Annotated in this window: 8 protein-coding genes; 4 read left to right on the top strand and 4 right to left on the bottom strand. The window is 68.0% G+C overall.

What is annotated here, in order from left to right:
* Window positions 1-553: 553 nt before the first annotated feature.
* Window positions 554-1,810, bottom strand: a complete 1,257-nt coding sequence (locus AB0G04_RS06585; protein ID WP_360977475.1) for an acyltransferase — start codon at window positions 1,808-1,810, stop codon at window positions 554-556.
* A 163-nt stretch (window positions 1,811-1,973) separates the two neighbouring features.
* Between AB0G04_RS06585 and AB0G04_RS06580 the strand changes: the two genes are divergently transcribed.
* Window positions 1,974-3,734: a hypothetical protein gene (locus AB0G04_RS06580; protein ID WP_360977472.1), complete on the top strand. Its 1,761-nt coding sequence runs from the start codon at window positions 1,974-1,976 to the stop codon at window positions 3,732-3,734.
* Between the two features lie 140 nt (window positions 3,735-3,874).
* Here the strand turns inward: AB0G04_RS06580 and AB0G04_RS06575 are convergent, their stop codons facing one another.
* Genes AB0G04_RS06575 through AB0G04_RS06565 form a run of 3 tightly spaced genes read right to left on the bottom strand, consistent with a single transcriptional unit; the run spans window position 3,875 to window position 7,022 of the window.
* Window positions 3,875-5,011, bottom strand: coding sequence for a DegT/DnrJ/EryC1/StrS family aminotransferase (locus tag AB0G04_RS06575; protein ID WP_360977469.1), 1,137 nt, complete (start codon window positions 5,009-5,011; stop codon window positions 3,875-3,877).
* Complete coding sequence (locus tag AB0G04_RS06570; protein ID WP_360977466.1) at window positions 4,993-5,961, bottom strand: NAD-dependent epimerase/dehydratase family protein; 969 nt, start codon at window positions 5,959-5,961, stop codon at window positions 4,993-4,995. Before AB0G04_RS06570 ends, AB0G04_RS06575 begins: the two co-directional genes overlap by 19 nt.
* Window positions 5,958-7,022, bottom strand: coding sequence for a Gfo/Idh/MocA family oxidoreductase (locus AB0G04_RS06565; RefSeq protein WP_360977463.1), 1,065 nt, complete (start codon window positions 7,020-7,022; stop codon window positions 5,958-5,960). Before AB0G04_RS06565 ends, AB0G04_RS06570 begins: the two co-directional genes overlap by 4 nt.
* A gap of 301 nt (window positions 7,023-7,323) precedes the next feature.
* Here AB0G04_RS06565 and AB0G04_RS06560 point away from each other — a divergent pair, with 301 nt between their 5' ends.
* The 3 genes from AB0G04_RS06560 to AB0G04_RS06550 all read left to right on the top strand — a co-directional run bounded on the left by AB0G04_RS06560 (window position 7,324) and on the right by AB0G04_RS06550 (window position 21,075).
* A complete protein-coding gene (locus AB0G04_RS06560) occupies window positions 7,324-7,914 on the top strand; it encodes an acyltransferase (RefSeq protein WP_360977459.1) in 591 nt (196 codons plus the stop codon).
* Window positions 7,915-8,089: 175 nt separating this feature from the next.
* Complete coding sequence (locus tag AB0G04_RS06555) at window positions 8,090-14,398, top strand: carboxypeptidase regulatory-like domain-containing protein (RefSeq protein ID WP_360977456.1); 6,309 nt, start codon at window positions 8,090-8,092, stop codon at window positions 14,396-14,398.
* A 62-nt stretch (window positions 14,399-14,460) separates the two neighbouring features.
* Window positions 14,461-21,075, top strand: coding sequence for a polymorphic toxin-type HINT domain-containing protein (locus AB0G04_RS06550; RefSeq protein WP_360977453.1), 6,615 nt, complete (start codon window positions 14,461-14,463; stop codon window positions 21,073-21,075).
* The last annotated feature ends 127 nt before the right edge of the window (window positions 21,076-21,202 follow it).

The raw sequence follows: 21,202 nt of genomic DNA, 5'->3' as shown, positions 1-21,202 counted from the left end.
AGGTGCTGGACGAGAACTGGGCGGTCCGCCGTGACCTTCCGTTGTCCGGAGTGCCGAGCCGCACCCGGCTGTCGCCGGACGGCGACTGGGTGGCGACCACGACGTTCGTCGCCGGGCACGCCTACACCTCACCCGGCGAGTTCTCCACCGAGACGCTGGTGACGCCGTTGAACGGCGGCGACAGCCTGAACCTCGAGGACGACTTCAAGCTGATCGTCGACGGCAGGCCCAACAACTCCCAGGACCGCAACCTGTGGGGTGTGACGTTCACCGGTGACGACGACCACTTCTACGCGACCGCGGCGTCCGGCGACAAGACGTGGCTGGTGCGGGGCAGCCTGAAGACCCGGGAACTGGTGGCGCTGCGCGAGGACGCCGAGTGCCCGTCACTGTCGCCGGACGGCACCCGGGTCGCGTTCAAGACCCGCAACGGCCAGGCCGAGGGCCAGTGGCTGATCGCCGTCCACGACCTGGCCTCCGGGCGCAGCACGCTGCTCGCCGAGAAGCGCAGCGTCGATGACCAGATCGAGTGGCTCGACAACGATCACGTGCTCTACGGGTTGCCTCGCTCCGGCAACGGGCCGTCCGCCAGCGACGTGTGGACCGTTCCGGCCGACGGCAGCGGCTCCCCGGAGCTGTTCATCCCGGACGCCTGGTCACCGGCCGTGGTCCGCTGACGGCCGGGCGTCCAGTTCTTCCACGCCATCGCCGGTCGCTCGACGAGGTGCCAGGACGGGACGGCCAGCACAAACGTGCCCACGGTCGCGAGCAGTACGTAGGCCACCAGGCCCAGATCGGGAACGCCTACGAGAGCGAGCACTTGTTGTACCGGAAAAGCGTAGATATAGAAACCGTACGAGTAGTCCTGATGGCGGCCGATCCGGCGGAACCCGCGCGGTAGCCGAACGGCCAGCCACAGCACCAGGTAAGCGAATGCGGGGTAGCCGAAAACTGCGAATCCGCCGAATTGCAGGGTGCCCGCCAGCACGAGTGCCGCGATGATCGCACCACCGTCGTTCAGCACGATCCGGTGCCGGTACAACTCAAACAGGGCGCCGAGGAGGAAGATGTACGTCAGGTAGATCAGTGAGTACGTGTCCAGGCCGCCGATGCCCAGGAAAGGACCGTGCTGACCCTGCGGGCCGGGGATCCGCGGCGCCAGAAGGAAGTCGCGGACGATCAGGCCCAGGCCGGCGCCGGCCATCAGGACGATCACCCAGCGAGCCCGGCGGAGCACACCCGCCAGCGCGAGGCCGGCGACCATGATGTAGCAGAGCACCTCGTACAGCAGGCTCCAGAGCGAGCCGTTGAAGACCGACGTCCCGGTGCGGACGCCGTACGGAGTGTCGAGTAGGAGGTCGGAGATCCCGTATTGCCGCATCGCGACGAACGCGTTGTTCAGCACATATCCGATCGGGCCGCCGGGCTGGGTGAACACTCCGGCTAGGCTGCCCCGCTCGATCAAAGCCACCACCGGGGCGAAGACGAACGCGGTGACGATGAGGCAGATCCAGAGCCCAGGCAGGATCCGCAGGCCGCGGTGCCACAGGAACCGTGCCAGCGGCAGCCGGCCGCCGCTGCGGGTGATCAGGAAGCCGGAGATCGTGAAGAAGCCGAGGATGCCGATCTCGCCGAGCCCGGTCTGGCCGTTGCTGATGCCGGCGCCCGGGTCGTCACGCCCGTAGCCCAGGGGCAGCGAATGCGAGACCAGGACGGCGAAGGCGAACAGCAGGCGCAGGAAACCGAAGCTGTTGTCCGGGGTGGAGAAGGCTGAGTCCACGGTTCGCCGGGACCAGATCCGAGACAGCATGACAGGGAGTAAACCATGCTGCGGAATCGTGTTTCCAGAGCGTCGGAAGAAAGACACAGTAAATTCCGAAATTGAAAGGAAAATGTCGGATTTGATCGTGCCGGGCTTGCTTTCTCTCCAGCCCTTGCGACCACTAGGGTGAGCATATGATTGGAATTCTGTGGTGAGGTCGTTCCTCGCGATTTCCGGGGCGCCCGCCGCGGCCCCGTCAGCAGCCGTTCTGGCACATCTGACCGGCACCCCGGTCGTGACCCGCACCGCCGGCGGCTGGGTGGCGATGGACGGCACCGACCCGGCGGACCGGGTCGACCTGGCGGGATCGTTCACCGTGCGTCTCGGCAAGGCGGTCCGCACCCGGACCGCCGACCTCCCCACCGAGTCGCTCGCAGCGCTGCTGCGCGACGGCGTCAAGGTGGACGGGGAACAGCTCGCCGCGATCGTCCCGCCCTTCGCCGCCGCCCACAGCGACGGCCCGTCGTCGCCGGTCGTCGTGGCCACCGACTGGCTCGGTTTCCAGCAGCTCTTCTGGTGGCAGGGCGCGGGGGTCGCCGCCGTCTCCACCAGCGCCCTGGCGCTCGCCGCGCTGGCCGGCGCCGATGTGGATCGCCAGGCACTCGCCGTGCAGAGTCTGGTCGGCTGGCAGGTCGGGCTGCGCACCGTGTTCGACGGTGTGGCCAAGGTGTCGGCCGGCTGCCTCGCGGTCCTCGACGACGGCCGGGTCACGATCCACCGCTACGCCGAGGAGTCCCTCGCCGTCGACGGTCCGCCGCCCTCGATCGAGGCCGCCGCGACCGAGCAGGCCGAGATCATGGTGGAGTTCCACAAGGCCTACCTGCGCGACCACCCCGAGGCGGTGCTCCAGCTGACCGGGGGCCAGGACACCCGGGTGCTGCTCGCGGCCATCCCGCCTGAGCTGCGCAGAGGCCTGGCCGCGCTCACGCTCGACGTGCACGGTGGCGCCGACTCCCGGTTCGCCGGCCGGCTCGCCGGCCTGACCGGCATGAACCTGCACGTCCACTGGCTCGACGACGGTCCCGCGATCACCCCTTCCGAAGCCCATGACCTGGCGGTACGGGCGGCGCGCGACCTCGACTGCATGGCCAGCCCTCTCGCTCTTGCCCCCCTGCTGCGTGCCGAGGCGCAGCTTGACCAGGGGCACAGGCTGTCTGGCCTGGGCGGTGAGACATGCCGTGGCTTCTACTACTTCGGACAACCCAGTGGCGCCGTCACCGGCCCCAAGCTGATCGAGAAGCTGGCGACGTGGCGGCTTTACGCCAACGAGGCCGTTGACGTGGGCGCCCTCGAGCCGGAGTTCGCGGCGACCGCGCGGGCCGGATCGCTCGAACTGATCACCGAGTCCTTCGAGGGCTACCCGTCGGACTGGCTGGCGGCGACCGATCACTTCTACCTCTACCAGCGGATGCAGCGCTGGTCCGGGGCGCACGGCTCGGTAGCGGCCGCGAACCGGCACTTCATCAACCCGATGTTCGACCGGCGGTTCATCCAGCTGGCCCACGCGGTACGCCCTGAGGAGAAGCGCAACGGCCTGCTCACCGGGCGACTGATCAGCCTGCTCGACGCAGGCCTGGCCGCGGTCCCGCTCGACTCCGGACTGGTGCCGAACCGGCTCGGCAAACCGGGTCTCGCGGCACGGACCGCGGCTTATCGGGTGACGGCTCAGAAGGCGGCCCGCAAGGTCCGGCAGAAACTGCGCGGCCAGGGCCGGCCCCAGCTCGGCGCCGCTGAGATGGCCGCCCTCGTGGTCGCGCACTGGCGTGCCGAGCCGGACGCCGCCGCCGGTCTGCGCACGACCGGCATGGTCCGGGACGCCTGGTTCGACGATGTCCTGAGCGGCGGAATCACACCCGAGCCCGCGACGGTCGCTTTCCTGATCAACCTGCTGGTGATCAGCGGCAAGGACTGACCACCGGCCTCCCGCCGCCTCCGCATAGGTGAGGCGGCAGGGAGGACCGCAGCCTCCACGCGGGCGAGGCAGGGACGAACCGCCGAAGAGACGACGGCGGCCGCCACCCGGTGAGAGTGGCGGCCGCCGGCCGTTTCCGATCAGCTCGCGAGGCTCCGCAGGACACCGGCGATGTGGTCCTGGTCGGAATGCGTGAGCTTGTGGTGCAGGGGCAGGATCAGCGACTCGCGCGTGATCCGCTCGGTGACCGGCAGCGGGCCCGGCGTCATATCGGCGTAGGCCGGCTCGAGGTGCGCGGCCATGATGCCCCGCCGCGCCGAGACGCCCTGGGCCGCCAGCTCGGACAGCACGTCGTCCCGGCCGGTCTTGAAGCCGTCGAGCAGCACCCAGAACGACTGGTAGTTGGTCTGCCCGTAGGCCGGGTCACGCACCGGCACGAGGCCGTCGATGTCGGCGAGCAGCTCCTGGTAGCGGGCCGCGAGCTCGCGGCGCTGTGCGACCAGTCCGGCCAGCTTGCCGAGCTGCACCAGGCCGACGGCGGCCTGGATGTCGGTCATCCGGTAGTTGTAGGCGGTCTCCAGGTACGCCTCGAGCACCGGCTGCTTCGACGCGTGCCGGTCGGCGGCGGACACGTTCATGCCGTGTTCCCGCAGACGCTTGAGGCGTACCGCGGAGTCGGGGTCGTCGACCGTGACCATGCCGCCCTCACCGGTGGTGAGGAGCTTGCGCGGGTGGAACGACCAGGCCGCCACGCGGGCCCCGGTGCCGGCCGGCGTGCCGTAGGCGGTCGAGCCGGCCGCGCAGGCGGCGTCCTCGACGAGGCCGACGCCCCAGCCGTCGGCCGCCTTGCGCAGCGCCGCGGTGTCGAACGGCACCCCGCCCTGGTGGACGGCGATGATCGCCCGGGTTCGGTCGGTGCGCACCGCGTCGACTGTCTCCACGGTCACGTTGCCGGTGGCGAGGTCCACGTCGGCGAAGATCGGCGTGGCGCCCACGTAGCGGACCGCGTTGGCGGTGGCGATGAACGACAGCGACGGCACGATGACCTCGTCACCGGGCTTGATGTCGAGCAGCACGAGCGCCAGGTGCAGACCGGTCGTGCAGGACGACACCGCGACACCGTGCCCGGCGCCGACCGCGGCCGCGAACTCCTGCTCGAACCGCGCGACCCGCGGCCCCTGGGCGACCCAGCCGGAGCGGATCGCGTCGGCCGCGGCCTGGGCCTCCTCTTCCCCGAGGTCGGGGATCATCACCGGGATCACTTGGACGACCGCCACCAGTCGACGAGGCCCTGCAGACCCTCGTGCAGGGTGAGCTGCGGCTTCCAGCCGAGCTTCCGCTCCGCCTGGGTGATGTCGGCCAGGCGCCGGGTGACGCCGTTGACCGCGCGGGCCGGGCCGTGCTCCGGCACCAGGTCGGACTTCATCACGGCACTGAGCGCGGCGGCCAGGTCCTTGAGGCTGGTCTCCTCGCTGGCGGCGATGTTGAACACCTCGTCGGTGACGTCCGCCTCCGCCGCCAGGATGTTGGCGCGCGCGATGTCGGCCACGTGCACGAAGTCCATGGTGGCGAGGCCGTCGCCGAGGATGAGCGGGGGAGTGCCCGACTCGATGCGCTCCATCCAGCGGATCAGCACCTCGGTGTACAGGCCGTAGATGTCCATCCGCGGGCCGTAGACGTTGAAGTAGCGCAGGGCGACGTAGTCCAGATCCTTCATCGCCTTGAAGCTGCGCAGCGTGGCCTCGTTGAACGCCTTGGCCGCACCGTAGAACGTGTCGTTGTTGTACGGGTGGTGACGCTCGGTGGTCGGGAACTCCTCGGCCAGGCCGTAGACCGACGCCGACGACGACGCGATCAGCTTCTTCACCCCGGCCTCGGCGGCCGCCTCGATCACGTTGAAGGTGCCGTCGACGAGCACCTCGTTGGCGAGCCGGGGCTCCTCGGCGCACTGGGTGATGCGGATCGCGGCCAGGTGGAATACCAGGTCCTTGCCCTCGGTCAGCGAGCGCACCAGGTCCCGGTCCCGGATGTCGCCCTCGACCAGCTTGATGTCGCTCTTCTGTTCGAGCGCCCAGGCCAGGTTCTCGCGCCGGCCGCGCACGAAGTTGTCGAGAACGACGATCTCCGCGGCACCGCCGCGGACCAGCTCGTCGACGACGTGCGAGCCGATGGTGCCCGCTCCGCCGGTGACGAGGGCACGGGTGCCCTCGATCTGTACACCAGTCACGCCATGTGCCCTTCGTCCAACTTGATCATGGTTCCGCCCTCGGCAAGGCTACGCGAGGCGGCCTGGAGGATCTCCAGCACCCGAAGGCCGGAACGACCGTCGGTGAGCGCCGGAGTACCCGTGGTGATGGCTCGCGCGTACTCGTCGACCATGGTCCGCAGCGCCTCACGCTCGACGAGCGCGGGGGAGACCACGTCGCCCGACCGGTACGACACCAGGATGTCGCGCCGCTGCTCCTCGCCCAGTTCCTCCGGGGAGGCCACGTCCACGCCGCGGTCGTAGATCGACAGCCGCTGGCTCGGGTTCAGGTCGTCCCACACCAGGGTCCGCTTCGACCCGCCGAAGATCGCGGTGCGCACCTTCACCGGGGACAGCCAGTTCACGTGGATGTGGGCGATGGCGCCGGTGCTCAGCTGCAGCGTGAGATAGGCGACACAGACCCGGCCCGCGCCGATGCCGTCGGCGCCGTGCGCGGCGACCGCGATCGGGCGCACCGACGGCGGCAACACGAAGTCGAGGATCGACAGGTCGTGCGGCGCCAGGTCCCAGATCACGTCGATGTCCCGCTGGACCAGGCCCAGGTTGATCCGTACCGAATCGAGGAAGTGAAGCTCGCCCAGCTCGCCGGCGGCGAGCAGATCGCGGATCCGGAGCACGGCGGGGGTGTAGCAGTAGGTGTGGTCGCACATCAGCGTCAGGCCGCGCTTGTCGGCCTCCTCGACCAGCTGCAGGCCCTCGTCGAAGGTCGCGGCCAGCGGCTTCTCGACCAGCACGTGCTTTCCGGCGCGCAGTGCGGCCATCGCGACCGGCAGGTGGGTGCCGGCCGGTGTGGCGATTGCCACGGCGTCCACCGCCGGGTCGGCGAGAACCTCGTCGAGGTCGGCCGAGACCCTGACCGTGGAGTAACCGCCGAGGACCCGCTGGGCCCGCTCGACGTCGAGGTCACAGAGCCAGCGCAGCCGGAAGTTGGGGCTGTTCTGGAAGTTGCGGACGAGGTTGGGGCCCCAGTAGCCGGCGCCGACGACGGCCACACCGATGGGAGCGGGGAGCGGAGAAGTCACGAGCATCCGTTTCGTCGGAGATTGGGCGGGAACGCGTCCGTGCAGGTTGGACGGACGGTGCCGACGCAGTCCGTCGGGAAAGCTATCGATCCGCCGCAACCGAGCGCCAGATCGCGGATGGATTTAGGACGGAGCCGAGGGGCATCGCGATACCTTCGGCCATTCGGGGTACGCCTGATGGTCAGCGCTCACGCAGCCCAACGGTCAGATTGGACGGGATCGTCGTTTTGCTGACCTCGGATGAGTGGCCGGGCCGTTACCCTGTGCCCCGATCTCCGTCGATCTTCCGGGAAGGTTCTATATGACCGTCAATGTAGCCCCGACCGCCGATGTGGACGACCGGGCCGAGATCGGGTCCGGCACGCGAATCTGGCATCTCGCCCAGATCCGCGAGCACGCCACGCTGGGCCGCGACTGCAACATCGGACGCGGCGCGTACGTCGGCCCGGGGGTTGTGATCGGTGACAACGTGAAGCTGCAGAACCACGCGCTCGTCTACGAGCCGGCCCGCCTCGCCGACGGCGTGTTCATCGGCCCGGCCGCGGTCCTCACGAACGACGAGTACCCGCGCGCTGTCACCCCCGAGGGGCGCCTCAAGACCGGCGACGACTGGACCGCTGTCGGCGTCACCGTCGGTGAGGGCGCCGCGATCGGCGCACGTGCCGTCTGCGTCGCACCGGTAACCGTCGGGCGGTGGGCCCTGGTCGCCGCCGGCGCGGTGGTCACCAAGGACGTCCCCGACTTCGCCCTGGTCGTCGGCGTTCCGGCACGCCGCGTCGGCTGGGTCGGCCGCGCCGGGCGGCCGCTGACCGCTAAGGACGGCAACGTCTGGGTCTGTCCGGAGACCGGTGCGGAATACATCGAGTCGGACGGTGTGCTCACCGAGAGCTGATATCGCCGGGTGACCGCGCCGCTTGACGTAGCTCTCCGCGGCAGGCCGTCTCCGGAGTGTGAAATCTGACGTAGACATCGCTGATCTTGCCTGTTTCAATGCATCGATTGTTCGGCGCCGGTGCATGCGGGGGGATACGGCGATGTTTGCTGTCCGAGTTCGATCAGTGCGGTCCTTGGCCGCCCTCTGTGCGGCGGCACTGGCCGCCACCGGGCTGTCCGCAGCCGGTGTTGCGGCCGCACCCGCCGCAGCGGCTCCGTCCGCCACACCGGCGTGCGTGCTGGAGCAGCCCGACGAGATCACCGCGTTCCGGATGGCCGAGCAGTGCGGCCGTCCCGTCGAGATCGTGGCGGAGCGCACCGAGTACTCACGCACGTTCGCCAACCAGGGCGGCACGGCGACGCTCGAGCAGAACGTCGAACCGCAGCGGGTCCGCCAGGGCAAGCGCTGGGTGCCGATCGACACGACGCTGAAGCGGACGTCCGCGGGCGTCGTGCCGCAGGCCACCGTCCTGCCGATGACCTTCTCCAACGGCGGTAACAACGTGGTCGGCCGGCTCGTCAAGGACGGCCGGGAGATGACCCTCACCTGGCCCGGCAAGCTGCCGAAGCCGGTGCTCAAGGGCAGCACCGCGATCTACCCGGGCGTCCTGCCGTACGTGGACCTCCAGGTCACCGCGTCGGCGACCGGCTTCTCCGAGGTGCTGGTCGTCAAGGACCGCAAGGCCGCGACGGGCTCGAAGCTCAAGCAGCTGAGGTTCGGTCTGAAGACCAAGGGAGTCACGGTCCGCAAGAACTCCTCCGGCGGCCTGCGCGTCCACGACGCCAAGGGCGACGAGGTGTTCTCCGCGCCCGCTCCGCTGATGTGGGACTCCTCGAAGTCGATCGAGTCGCAGCCGGCGCGGAACATTTCGCCGGAGGCGCCGCCGGCCGTCGACGACACCTCCGACGAGCGCACCCGCAAAGCGGTCATGCCGCTGAAGCTGGAGAAAGACGCGCTGACGGTGACGCCGGACAAGGCGCTGCTGTCCGACCCGCGCACCGAATACCCCGTCTTCATCGACCCCGAGGTGACCGGCTGGCTGTCGGACGGCGCCTGGACGTCAGTGTGGAGCAAGTACCCGAGCAAGTCGTTCTGGAAGAACACGACCGCCCTGACCGACGGGGAGATCACCGGGACGGCGGGTGTCGGCCGCACCGAGGACTGCTCCGGCTGCGCGGACCACATCGTCCGGTCGTTCTTCCGGCTGAACACCTCCGCGGTCACCGGCCCGGTCAGCAAAGCCGAGTTCTACATCCAGCAGCGCTGGTCCTGGACCTGTAGCCCGAAGACCAGCGCGCGCGTGTGGGAGACCGGCGGCATCTCGTCGGCCACCACGTGGAACAACCAGCCGAAGTTCTCCGGCCTGTACGCCACCCAGGTCGCCGACCGCAAGTACGGCGCGGTGCACGGCTGCCGGGGTGTCGGCGATGTCGAATTCGACGTCACCAAGATGGTCACCGACGCCGAGACCACGGTGACGCTGGGCATGAAGGCGATAGACGAGTCGACCAAGAACCAGTGGAAGCGCTACCGGCATTCGACCGCGCGCCTGTCCGTCACGTTCAACCGCAAGCCGAACGCCCTGAAGAACCAGGTGACCGACGGCAACAAGGCCTGTGTGACCGGAGCCGGCCGCCCGTACGTGGCGAAGCGGACCGGCATCACGGCGACGGGCTACCAGTCCGACCCGGACAACAACACCATGAACACCTACTTCTACTGGTGGCCGGTACCGGGTGGCGCACCGAACACCAACAACGCCGTGTCGCAGGCGAACGGCAGCAACGGCAACGTGACCGGCACCTTCCCGACGCTCAACGACGAGACCACGTACGCCTGGCGGGCACTGACCGAGGACCGCGTCGCCGCCAACGTCCAGGGCAAGACCTGGTCGGAGAAGACGTGCGAGTTCACCATCGACGCGACGCCACCACCGGCGCCCGGAGGGTTGTCGTCGACTGACTACTCCACGACGGTGCCCAGCGGCGGGGTCGGCTACCCCGGCACGTTCAAGATCGCCGCACCGGTCCTCACCGGCATGTCCGAGGCGGACGCCCTCAAGCGCAAGCAGGACATCGCCTCGTACGCCTGGACGCTCGACGGCGGCGTCAGCCAGGCCGCCCAGACCGTGCCGGTCAACACCACCGACTTCACCGGATCGATCACGCTCACACCGATGACCGACGGCCAGAAGGTGCTGCGCGTCTGGGCCAAGGACAAGGCCGGCAACCTCTCCGGCCAGGTCACTTACACCTTCACCGTGCTGCACGGCTCCGGCCCGGCCGCGGCGTGGAACTTCGACGAGGCGACCACCACCTCGACGCCCGACACCACCGGCCACGGCAACGCGCTGAGCCTGACCGGCACGAGCCTGGTCGCGGGACGCGGAGCCGAGGGCAAGGCCCTGACGTTCGACGGTCATTCCGGCAAGACCGCGACCACCCCCGGACCTGTCACCTACGTCAACACCGGCACTGGGTCAACGGTCGCCGTCCGCACCGACGCGAGCTTCACCGTCACCGCGCGGGTCCGGCCCGTCACCACGACGGGCACCGGCCAGAACATCGCGGTCGCCGCCAACGGCAGCCGTACCTCCGCCTTCACCCTGGGCAGCGCCCAGACCGACGGCAAGTTCCGGTTCACCATGGCCAACACCGACGCGGACAACGCGGCCGTCTACTCGGCGGTGTCGAACGTCGCGGCGACCGCCGACAAGTGGACCCACCTCACCGGCGTGTACGACGCCTCGACGAAGAGGTTGACCCTCTACGTCAACGGCGTGGCCCAGACCACCACCGCGACCCTGCCGGCCGGCTTCAACGCCACCGGCCCGATCACCGTCGGCAAGGCGAAGTGGAACGGCGCCGACGGCGGCTACTACAACGGTCTCGTCGACGACGTGCAGATCTACAACTCGGTCGCCAAGACCGAGTCGATCGTCCAGCAAGCGATGCCGCTCCAGCCGGTGATCTCCTTCCCGAACGGCTCCGAGATCGACCCGAACGGCACGCTGCGGGTCACGTTCGACGCCAAGGGCGACACCAACGTCACCCGGTACCGCTACAGCCTCGACGCCGACAACCTGGGCAGCTCGATCACCCTGGGCACGGCCGGTGGCGCCGCGTCGGTCAACGTCAGCGTCGGTGCCACCGTGGGTGACCGGCTGCTCTTCGCCGCGTCCGAGGACGCGTTGCGACGCGGCCCGACCACCCAGCTCGGCTTCACGGTGATCGCCCCGGCCGGAAGCCTGAGCGGACCGGTGACCGACGAGGGCGGCATGCCGCTCACCGGCGCCAAGGTCAGCCTCAAGCCGGGTGACCGCAGCACGACCAGCGACGGCAACGGCATCTACGGCTTCGAGCAATTGCCGTACGACAGCTACGTCGCGCGGGCCGAGTACCAGGGCCGTTGCGGTTTCGCCGGAAGCTCCCCGGTCACGGTCGGCAAGAACCCCGTGACGCTGGCGCTGCGGGTCTTCAGCAAGGGCAGCGCGGCCGGGCACCTGTGCCAGGAGCGCACCACCACGTATGCCACCGGCACAACGGTCCTGCCCCTGACCGGCGACGACGCGGCCACCAAGATCACCCTGCCGTTCGCGTTCCCGTTCTTCGGCACCGCCTACCCGAGCGTCTGCGTGGACACCAACGGACTGGTCTTCTTCGAGGGCGAGTGCGTCTCCCACCCGTACACCGGAAGCGGGGGCCTCGGTGATGTCGTCGACCCGAACGGTGTGATCGCCCCCTACTGGGACGACCTCGTGGTCGACTCCTCCGCCAACGTCCGCACCGCGGTCACCGGCACCGGCGCCGGTCGGCAGGTGCTGATCGAGTGGAACAACGTGCACCGTAAGGGCAACACCGCGCAGCGTGTCAGCTTCTCGGTGACGCTCGGCGCCGACGGCACGGTGACCACCAACTACGCCGGCCTCGACAACGCCGCCGAGCAGGGCGCGAACGCGATCGTCGGGATCGAGGACCCGACCGGCGAGGACGGGTTCGCGTACTCCGAGAAGGAGGCCGTGCTCGGCGACAACAAGGCGGTCGTGTTCACCAACCCGAACGCCGGCGTCCTCCCGATGCACAACCTGACCGGCCGGCTGACCAACGCCGCCGGAGCGGCGGTGGCCGGCGCGACCGTGTCGATCGACCCGAGCGGATTGACGGCGACCACGGCCGCGGATGGCACCTATGCCTTCCCCGGCCTGGTCGACGACAGCTACACCGTGTCGACCAAGCAGGACGGCCGCTGCGGAACCAAGGTCGAGACGGTCGTTGACCTGACCGCCGACACCGTTCGTGACCTGCGACTCGGCGCCGACTACGGACTGATGGGCTACGCCTGCTCGACCGGCGCCTCCGGCTACGTGCCGGCGAACACGGTCCTGCCGCTGACCGGCCAGCGTGAAACCCTCGACATCACCCTGCCGTTCGAGATGAAGTTCTACGGCGTCGACGACGCCACCGTCCGGGTCCACACCGACGGCTGGATCGGCGTCGGCGGCGGCTACCTCGACGTGTTCGAGAACGATTTCATCATCGACGGCTCGGCCAGCGTGCGTACCGAGGCCATGGGCACCGCACCGAACCGGTCGTTCGCCATCGAGTGGCGCAACGCGCTGTTCGCCGGCACCACCGAGCGCTCCACGTTCGAGGTGATCCTGCACGAGGACGGCCGGGCCGTTTACCACTACGGCGCGATGGCCACCGACCTGCAGAAGGGCAGCAAGGCAAGGCTCGGCATGGAGACCGACAACCCCGCGGTGTCGCAGCTGCACTCGATGGCCGAGGGGCTGCTCACGCCGAACAGCTCGATGACCTACACGCCAGCGCCGAACGGTGTGATCAACGGCGTGCTCACCGAGGCGGTCACCACCAACCCCGTCGCTTCGACACCGGTCACGCTGGAGCCGCTCGGCCTCACCGTGAACACCGGCGCCGACGGCAGCTTCCAATTCGGGAACATCCCGCCCGGCCAGTACGAGCTCCGCGCCGACCCGGACACCGATCGTTGCCTCGGCCAGTACGCCATGGCGACGGTCCGCAAGGGCGGTACCGACCTGAAGGTCGACCTGTCGCTGAACTACGACGCGGATCCCCACTACAACTGCTCCACCGGCAACCAGGAGTTCATCACCGCCGGCACCGTGCAGGACTGGACCGGCGACGACGCGGCCTGGCAGACGACCGCCCCGTTCCCGATCAAGCTGTACGGCGAGACGACCACCAGGCCGTGGATCAGCAGCAACGGTTTCGTCACCTTCAGCCCCGAAGGCGCCACCAGCAGCCTCCCCGGCCCGATCCCCTCCGAGGGTGACAAGGCCGCGCCGCACGCCGCCGCGTACGCCTTCTGGGAGGACTGGGTGGTCGACGGCGATGGTGCCATCGCAACCCAGACTGTCGGCACCGCCCCGAACCGGCAGTGGATCGTCGAGTGGCGCAACGTCCACAAGTACAACAACGACAGCGCCCGGGCCACCTTTGAGATCATCTTCAGCGAGAACGGCTCCATCGAGTACCGCTACACCGATCTCGCCGACAACCCGAACTCACGCGGCGCGGGAGGCGTCGTCGGCATCGAGGGCCCCGGCGGCGTGATCGGCTTCGAGTACCTGGACCGTCGCGAGACGCTCGAGGACGGCCTGAGCATCACCTTCGCAGCCAAGGCCCCGGCGACGGGATCCATCACCGGCACGGTGACCTGCGCCGACCAGCCGGTGGCGGGTGCCACAGTGACGGCCGTGGGCAGGTCCGCGACAACGGGCGCGAACGGCGCCTACGTCCTCGCCGATGTGCCGTCGAAGGCACACACCGTGCTAGTCACCGTCGCCTCTGGCGACTGCGCCGGCACAGCAACCAAGCCGGCCGTGGTCGGCGCCGGGGGCGAACCGGTCGACTTCGACCTGTCGATCCTGCGCGCCGCCGATCGCTACACCATCACCGAGACCCCGCACACTTACGCCCCGCTCAGTTCGGGAACCACGGTCGCCGCTGGCTACGACACCTGGACGGACGTGACCCTGGCCTTCCCGGTCACGCTCTACGGGGCCTCGTACACCACCATGTCGGTCGGCAGTGCCGGTGCGCTCGGCCTCGGTGACGGCGGCCTGTACCCGTTCGCCGGCAACTGGGAAGCCGACAGCACGTCGAGTGTCCGGACCGCCGTCCGTGGCACCGCCCCGAACCGGCAGTTCGTGGTGGAGTGGCGCGACATGCGCCACCACGAGGACGCCGGCACCCGGGTCAGCTTCCAGGCGATCATCGACGAGGCCGGTGGCTTCACCTACGCCTACGCCAACCCGGGCGCCGGCTTCGCGCACTCCGGCGGCGCGGCCTGGATCGGCCTCGACGCCTGGGGTGGTGCGTCCGAGCTGGAGTACTCCGACCGGCTCACCGTTCTGCGCCCGGGTTACGCCCTGCGCATCCAGCCTGTTCCCGCCGCGTGATCCGCTCTTCTGACTCTCCGGAGTGTGTGATGAAGTCAACTCTGCCTGCGGGCAGAAGGTTGTTGTCCAGGCCGCGTATCGCCCTGGCGGCGGGTTTGTCCGCTGTGCTGGTCCTGGGTCTGGGTCATGCCCCGGCGATGGCGGTGAAGCCGGACCCGTACAAGGTCGAGTCGGTCAAGCCGGTGAAGAAGGTTCCGGTGAAGGCGGCGAAGATCGAGCCGGCGCCGAAGCTGGCGGATCCGGCGCCGGCGTCCGCGAAGGCAGCGCCGGTGTGGCCGAAGGCTGGGGGAGAGGTTCTTCCGGCTTCCGGTGAGGCGGGCTCGTTGCCGGTTCGGGTGGAGCAGGCGGCGCAGGCGCAGGCTGCGCGGTCGACGAAGCCTGCTCCGTCGCGGGTGCGGGTGGAGGTGCTGGACCGCAAGGCGACCGAGAAGGCCGGTGTCCGCGGTGTCCTGCTGCGCATGGGCCGTGCCGACGGTGTCGCGGAGCCGGGCAAGACCAAGGTCACCCTCGACTACAAGTCCTTCGCGACCGCATATGGTGCGGACTGGTCCAGCCGGCTGCGGCTGGTGTCCCTGCCCGCGTGCGCGCTGACGACGCCGGACAAGGCCGGCTGTGCGGGCACGCCGCTGGACACCAGCAACGACACGAAGGCGCAGACGCTGTCGGCCGATGTCGCGGTGTCCAGCGCGTCGTCGCTGGTCGCAGCCTCGGCCGCTCCCTCTGGTCCGGCCGGTGACTATTCGGCGACGACGCTGAACGCGTCGTCGACCTGGTCGGCGGGCGGCAACTCCGGTGACTTCACGTGGAGTTACCCGATGCGGATGCCGCCGTCGCTGGGTGGCCCGACGCCGCAGGTGGGCCTGTCGTATTCGTCGCAGTCGGTCGACGGCCGGCACGCCGCCTCGAACAACCAGCCGTCCCGGATCGGTGAGGGCTTCGAGGAAGGCTCCGGCGGTTTCATCGAGCGCCGTTACCAGGGATGCGCCCAGGACATGGGCGACTCGGCGAACAACAAGGAGAAGACCGGCGACCTGTGCTGGGAGACCGACAACGCGACGCTGTCGCTGGCCGGTCACTCCGGGGAACTGATCTACAACTCGGCTGACGGCCGGTGGCACCTGCGCAGCGAGGACGGCAGCCGGATCGAGCGTAGGACCGGCGCGGCCAACGGTGACAACAACGGCGAGTACTGGGTCCTGACTGCCACCAGTGGCGTGCAGTACTGGTTCGGCCTCAACCGGGTGCCGGGCTGGAGCACCGGCAAGCCGGTGACCAACTCGGTGTCGACGGCTCCGGTGTTCGGCAACGACGCCGGCGAGCCTTGCCACGGCACCGCGTTCATCGACTCGGACTGTGTGCAGGCGTGGCGCTGGAACCTCGACTACGTCGTGGACCCGCTCGGCAACTCGATGTCGTACTGGTACGGCAAGGCGACCAACAAGTACGGCCGCAACCTGGACAAGGACGATGCCGCCTCGTATGACCGGGAGTCGTGGCTGGAGCGCATCGACTACGGCACCCGGACCGTCAACGGCGCCGACAACGTGCACGACACGATCGCGCCGATGCGGGTCGATTTCGGCTATGCGGATCGCTGCTTGAGCGAGTGCGCGACGCACAACGCGACGCGGTGGCCGGATGTGCCGTGGGACTCCGAATGCACCGGTGACACGTGTGAGGACAACTTCTCACCCACGTTCTGGTCGACGAAGCGACTGGCAAGCGTCACTACCCAGCTTCGTAACGGCTCGAGCTACCGCAACGTCGACCGGTGGACGCTGACGCACACGTTCCCGGACCCGGGTGACGGGACGCGGGCGGGTCTGTGGTTGTCGAAGCTGTCCTACACCGGCCTGGTCGGTGGCAGTGCGAGTGTGCCGGATGTCGAGTTCACCCCGGTGCAGCGGGCGAACCGGGTCGATGTGATCGGTGACTTCGCCGGCCGGATGAACTGGATGCGCATCGCGCGGATCCGGACCGAGAGCGGCGGGACGATCTCCGTCGAGTACTCGGACCAGGACTGCAAGGCGGGCGCCACACCCACTCCGGAGACGAACACGAGCCGCTGTTATCCGGTGCGGTGGGTGCCGGAAGGGTATAAGGAGCCGGTCACCGACTGGTTCAACAAGTACGTCGTCACCACCATCTATGAGCAGGACAACACCGGTGGCGCGCCGCCGGTCGGCAGTCCGCGCAAAGTGTTCAAGTACACCTACTTCGACGGTGCGGCCTGGCACTACAGCGACGACGACGGTCTGACGAAGAAGAAGTTCAAGACGTGGTCGAACTACCGGGGCTACGGCCGGGTCGGTGTCACGGCCGGTGACTCGGGTGACCCGCAGACGTACTCGGAGACTCGCTACTTCCGGGGTATGAACGGTGACCGGCTCAACGCCGCCGGTGGTGTGAAGCCGGTGAGCGTGGACGGGATCGCGGACGAGGACTGGTTCGCCGGTCAGACCCGCGAGACGATCACCTACAACGGCCCCGGCGGCGCCGTGGTCTCGCGGGTCAGGAACACGCCATGGGCGTCGGCGCCGACCGCGACGCGCACCATCAACGGTGACACGGTGGCCGCCCGGTACACCGGCACCGCCAGCACGACCAGCCATGTCGCCCTGGACGGCGGCCGCGGTGAGCGGGTCACGAAGACGGTCAACACGTTCGACGAGTTCGGCATGATCGTGCAGGTCGAGGACCTCGGTCAGGACGGCGTTCCCGGCGACGAGCGGTGCACCAAGACCGACTACACGCCACGCAACGCCGATGCGTGGATCATGGACCGGGCGCACCGGACCCAGAACTACGCGGTGGCCTGCTCGGCGACGACGGGCACGCTGACCGAGCAGCAGGTGATCGGCGAGACCCGCACCCTGTACGACGGCGCCGCGTTCGAGACAGCACCGGTCAAGGGCCTGGGGACGCAGACCCAGATGATCTCGGCCTGGAACAGCGGATCGCCCACGTTCGTCGCGGCGGCCAAGACCACCTATGACGCACATGGCCGGCCCACCGCTGTGACCGATGCCCGGAACTACACGACCACAACGGCGTATACGCCCGCGCTCGACGGGCCGCTCACCGAGTCGGTGACGAAGAACGCGCTGCTCCACGAGACCAAGGCGATGCTTGAGCCGGCCTGGGGGGTGGCGCTCGCCGTCGTCGACGCCAACGGCAAACGGACCGACACCGAGCGTGATGCTCTCGGCCGCCTGACCTCGGTGTGGAATCCGGGCCGGGCCAAGGGCACCGACGCACCCCACTTGAAGTACGCCTATACGCTCAATACAGGCACACCCTCGGTGGTCACCACCTCGGTGCTCAACGCCTCCGGTGCGTACGTGACCACCTACGCGCTCTATGACGGTCTGCTACGTCCCCGTCAGACGCAGGCGCCGTCGCCGTCGGGTGGGCGGGTCGTAACCGAGATGTTCTACGACACGGTCGGCCGCGAGATCCTGAACTACGGTGCTTACCACACCAGTGGCAACCCCGGTGGCACCCTGCTGACCACGAGCGACCAGAACGCCGTGCCGACGCAGAGCCGTAACGTCTATGACGGGGCGGGCCGGACGGTGGCGAGCATCTTCCAGCCCTACGGCGTCGAGAGATGGCGAACCACCACGGCGTACGGCGGCGACCGCGTGGACGTCACCCCACCGTCCGGAGGCACCGCTACCTCCACGGTGAGTGACGCCCGCGGCCGGACGATCGAGTTGCGCCAGTACAACGGCACCACGCCGACGCCGTACATCGCGGGCAGCTGGGTCGGCACCGAGTACAAGTTCGACGCACGTGGTTATCAGACCCAGGTCGTCGACCATGCCAAGAACGACTGGGTCTACACGTACGACATCCGAGGCATGCAGATTCAGGTCGATGACCCGGACCGCGGGATCACGAAGTTCACGTACGACAACGCCGGCAACATGCTGACGTCGACCGACGCGCGGAACAAGAAGGTCGCCTACCTGTACGACGCGCTAGGCCGCAAGTCGGACGCCTACGACACCCGGGTCGGTGGCACACAGCGTGCCCAGTGGATCTACGACACGGTGGCCAAGGGGCAGTTGTCCCAGTCGACCAGGTTCGTCGGCTCCGCCTCGTACCAGTCGAAGGCGCTGGAATTCAACGACAGCTACCAGCCCACCAAGACTCAGATCATCATCCCGGACACCGAGACCGGTGTCGGCGGGATCTACAACTACGCCACCACCTACAACATCGACGGCTCGGTCAAGTCGACCACCATTCCGGCCACCAACACCGGTCTGCAGGCCGAGACGCTGACCTACGCCTACAACGACTTCGGTATGCCGACGACGGTGGACAGCCTTTACGGCACCACCAACCAGCGGTACGTCACGGGCACCGACTACAACGCGCTCGGCCTGCTTGACCAGGTCAAGCTTTACACCGGCACGGGTGAAGGCGGGCGGGTCTACACCAAGTACACCCGGGAGATCGAGACTGGGCGGGTCAAGAACATCCGCACCGACCGGGACAGCGTCGCGCCGTACATCCTCAGCGACACCGGCTACGAGTACGACGACGCCGGCAACATCACCAAAATCGCCGACACCGCGCCCGAAGGTGCCGACGACATCCAGTGCTTCGACTACGACCAGCTCCTTCGCCTGACGCACGCGTGGACACCGGTCAGCGGTGACTGCGCCGCGGCGCCGTCGGCGACAGCGCTGGGTGGTCCCGCGCCGTACTGGTACAGCTGGACCTTCGACACTCTCGGCAACCGCAAGACCGAGACCATCCGGAACGCCTCCATCACCGCCACCACCACGTACGAGTACCCGGCCTCCGGCCCGACCAGTGTCCGTCCGCACGCGGTGATCGGCACCACCGGCGCTCGCACCGGCTCGTACACCTACGACGCGACCGGTAACACCCTCACCCGGCCGACGTCGAACTCGGGCACACAGACGTTCACGTGGGACGCTGAAGGCCACGTCGACACCGCCACGGACAACACCGGCACCACCACCTACATCTACGACGCTGACGGCAACCGGCTGATCCAGCGCGATTCGGCCGGGCGGACCCTGTATCTGCCGGGCCAGGAGATCCGCTACACCAACAGCACCGCCACCACCAGCTGCACCCGCTACTACAGCCACGCTGGCGGAACCATCGGGTCACGCAGCAACACGGGTCTGACCTGGCTGTCGTCCGATCATCAAGGAACCGCCGGCATCGCGATCAACGCGACCACCCAGCAGGCCACCACGCGGCGGCAGACGCCGTACGGCACACCCCGCGGCGTGACCATCGAATGGCCGAACACCCGTGGCTACGTCGGCGGCACCAAGGACAACACTGGATTGACCCATTTGGGCGCCCGTGAGTACGACCCGGTCAACGGCCGCTTCATCTCCGTTGACCCGGTGCAGGATCTCGCCGACCCGCAGCAGTGGAACGGCTACTCGTACGCCAACAACAGTCCCATCACGCTCAGCGACCCGACCGGTCTGCGGCCGGCGTGCGGGACGGGGTTCGATGTCCCGTGCGGCAACTACGATCCGCATCCGCATTTCCATCAGCCCACCGAGCAGAAGTACGACACCAGTGGCGAGATCATCGAGGGCAAGAAGACTGTCGATGACACCGCGCAGGAGAAGTTCGGCGTTCCCTACAACAAGGTGAACGACCTCTACCACGAACAGATCCAGCAGGAGACCTGGTGCTACAACAATCAGGTCGCCTGTGAGAACGGTGAAAAGGCGAAGATCCAGCAGGGCAACGAATTCCTGAAGGACGCCACCAGTGTCGGTGACGCCGAGGACTGCTTCGCCGGCGAAGGATGGGGCGCGTGCGCCTGGCTGGTGGTCGGCTTCGTGGGCGTCGGCAAGATCGCGAAGATCTACGACTCCGCCAAGCATCTTGATGAGGCGGCCGAACTCGGCGAATCCTGTTACAGGAAGAGCTTCAGCGAGGACACGAAGGTCCTTCTCGCAGACGGCAGTAGCAAGGCAATCAAGGACCTTCGTAAGGGTGACAGGGTCCTGGCCGCCGATCCTGAGACCGGTGAGAGCGGGCCTCGTGAGATCGAAGCGGTCTGGGTGCACGACGATGACCTCTACGTCATCGTCATCGACGGCCAGCGCCTGGTCACCACGGAGGATCATCCGTTCTGGAACGCGACCGACAAGCAGTGGCAGTTCGCGGAGAAGCTCGACACGGGCGACCTCGTGCAGACCCCCGTCGGCACAGCTCGCGTCGACGGCTTCGACCGGAGCGTTCATCGGGTTGCGCCCGCGTACAACCTCACAGTCGCTGACCTGCACACGTACTATGTGCTCGCCGGTACAACACCGGTCCTGGTGCACAATGATGAATGCCCGCGGGTGCCGTTCGGGCCCAAGATGAACTACAAGAACAACAAGAAGCACGACCACGGTGTTCTGGGCACATCGATCGGGCCTCACCCCACGCGGGGGCAGGAAATGCTGGACGAATCATTTTTGATCAATGGGCCGAGCGGTCGAAGGGCTGCTTATGACAAGGTCAACAAAGAAATCATCATCTTTGCGCCGGATAATCATAATGCGACGTACCACGGCTTCCAGGTGACCTGGGAAATGCTTGACCAGAAAGTGAAGAGCGCATTCGTGGGGCAGGGTATATTCAATGACAAGGGGAAGTTGAAAGCAGGCTGGAAGTAGTCTTCACCGTTTCATTGTAGGGATGTCTTGATGAGAACGGCCCGGCTCCGGCCGGGCCGTTCTCTGATTTGAGAGCGGGTTCGTCAAGGTGTCGTCATGGTATGGCATGCCGTGATGTCACGGCATG

This window comes from Actinoplanes sp. NPDC023801 (assembly GCF_040639655.1).
Taxonomy (GTDB): domain Bacteria; phylum Actinomycetota; class Actinomycetes; order Mycobacteriales; family Micromonosporaceae; genus Actinoplanes.
This window is presented reverse-complemented; position numbering and strand designations above follow the sequence as displayed.

Excerpts from the sequence above, each read along its gene's own strand:
- AB0G04_RS06585 (WP_360977475.1), bottom strand. The coding sequence starts at position 1,810 with ATGCTGTCTCGGATCTGGTCCCGGCGAACCGTGGACTCAGCCTTCTCC.
- AB0G04_RS06560 (WP_360977459.1), top strand. The coding sequence starts at position 7,324 with ATGACCGTCAATGTAGCCCCGACCGCCGATGTGGACGACCGGGCCGAG.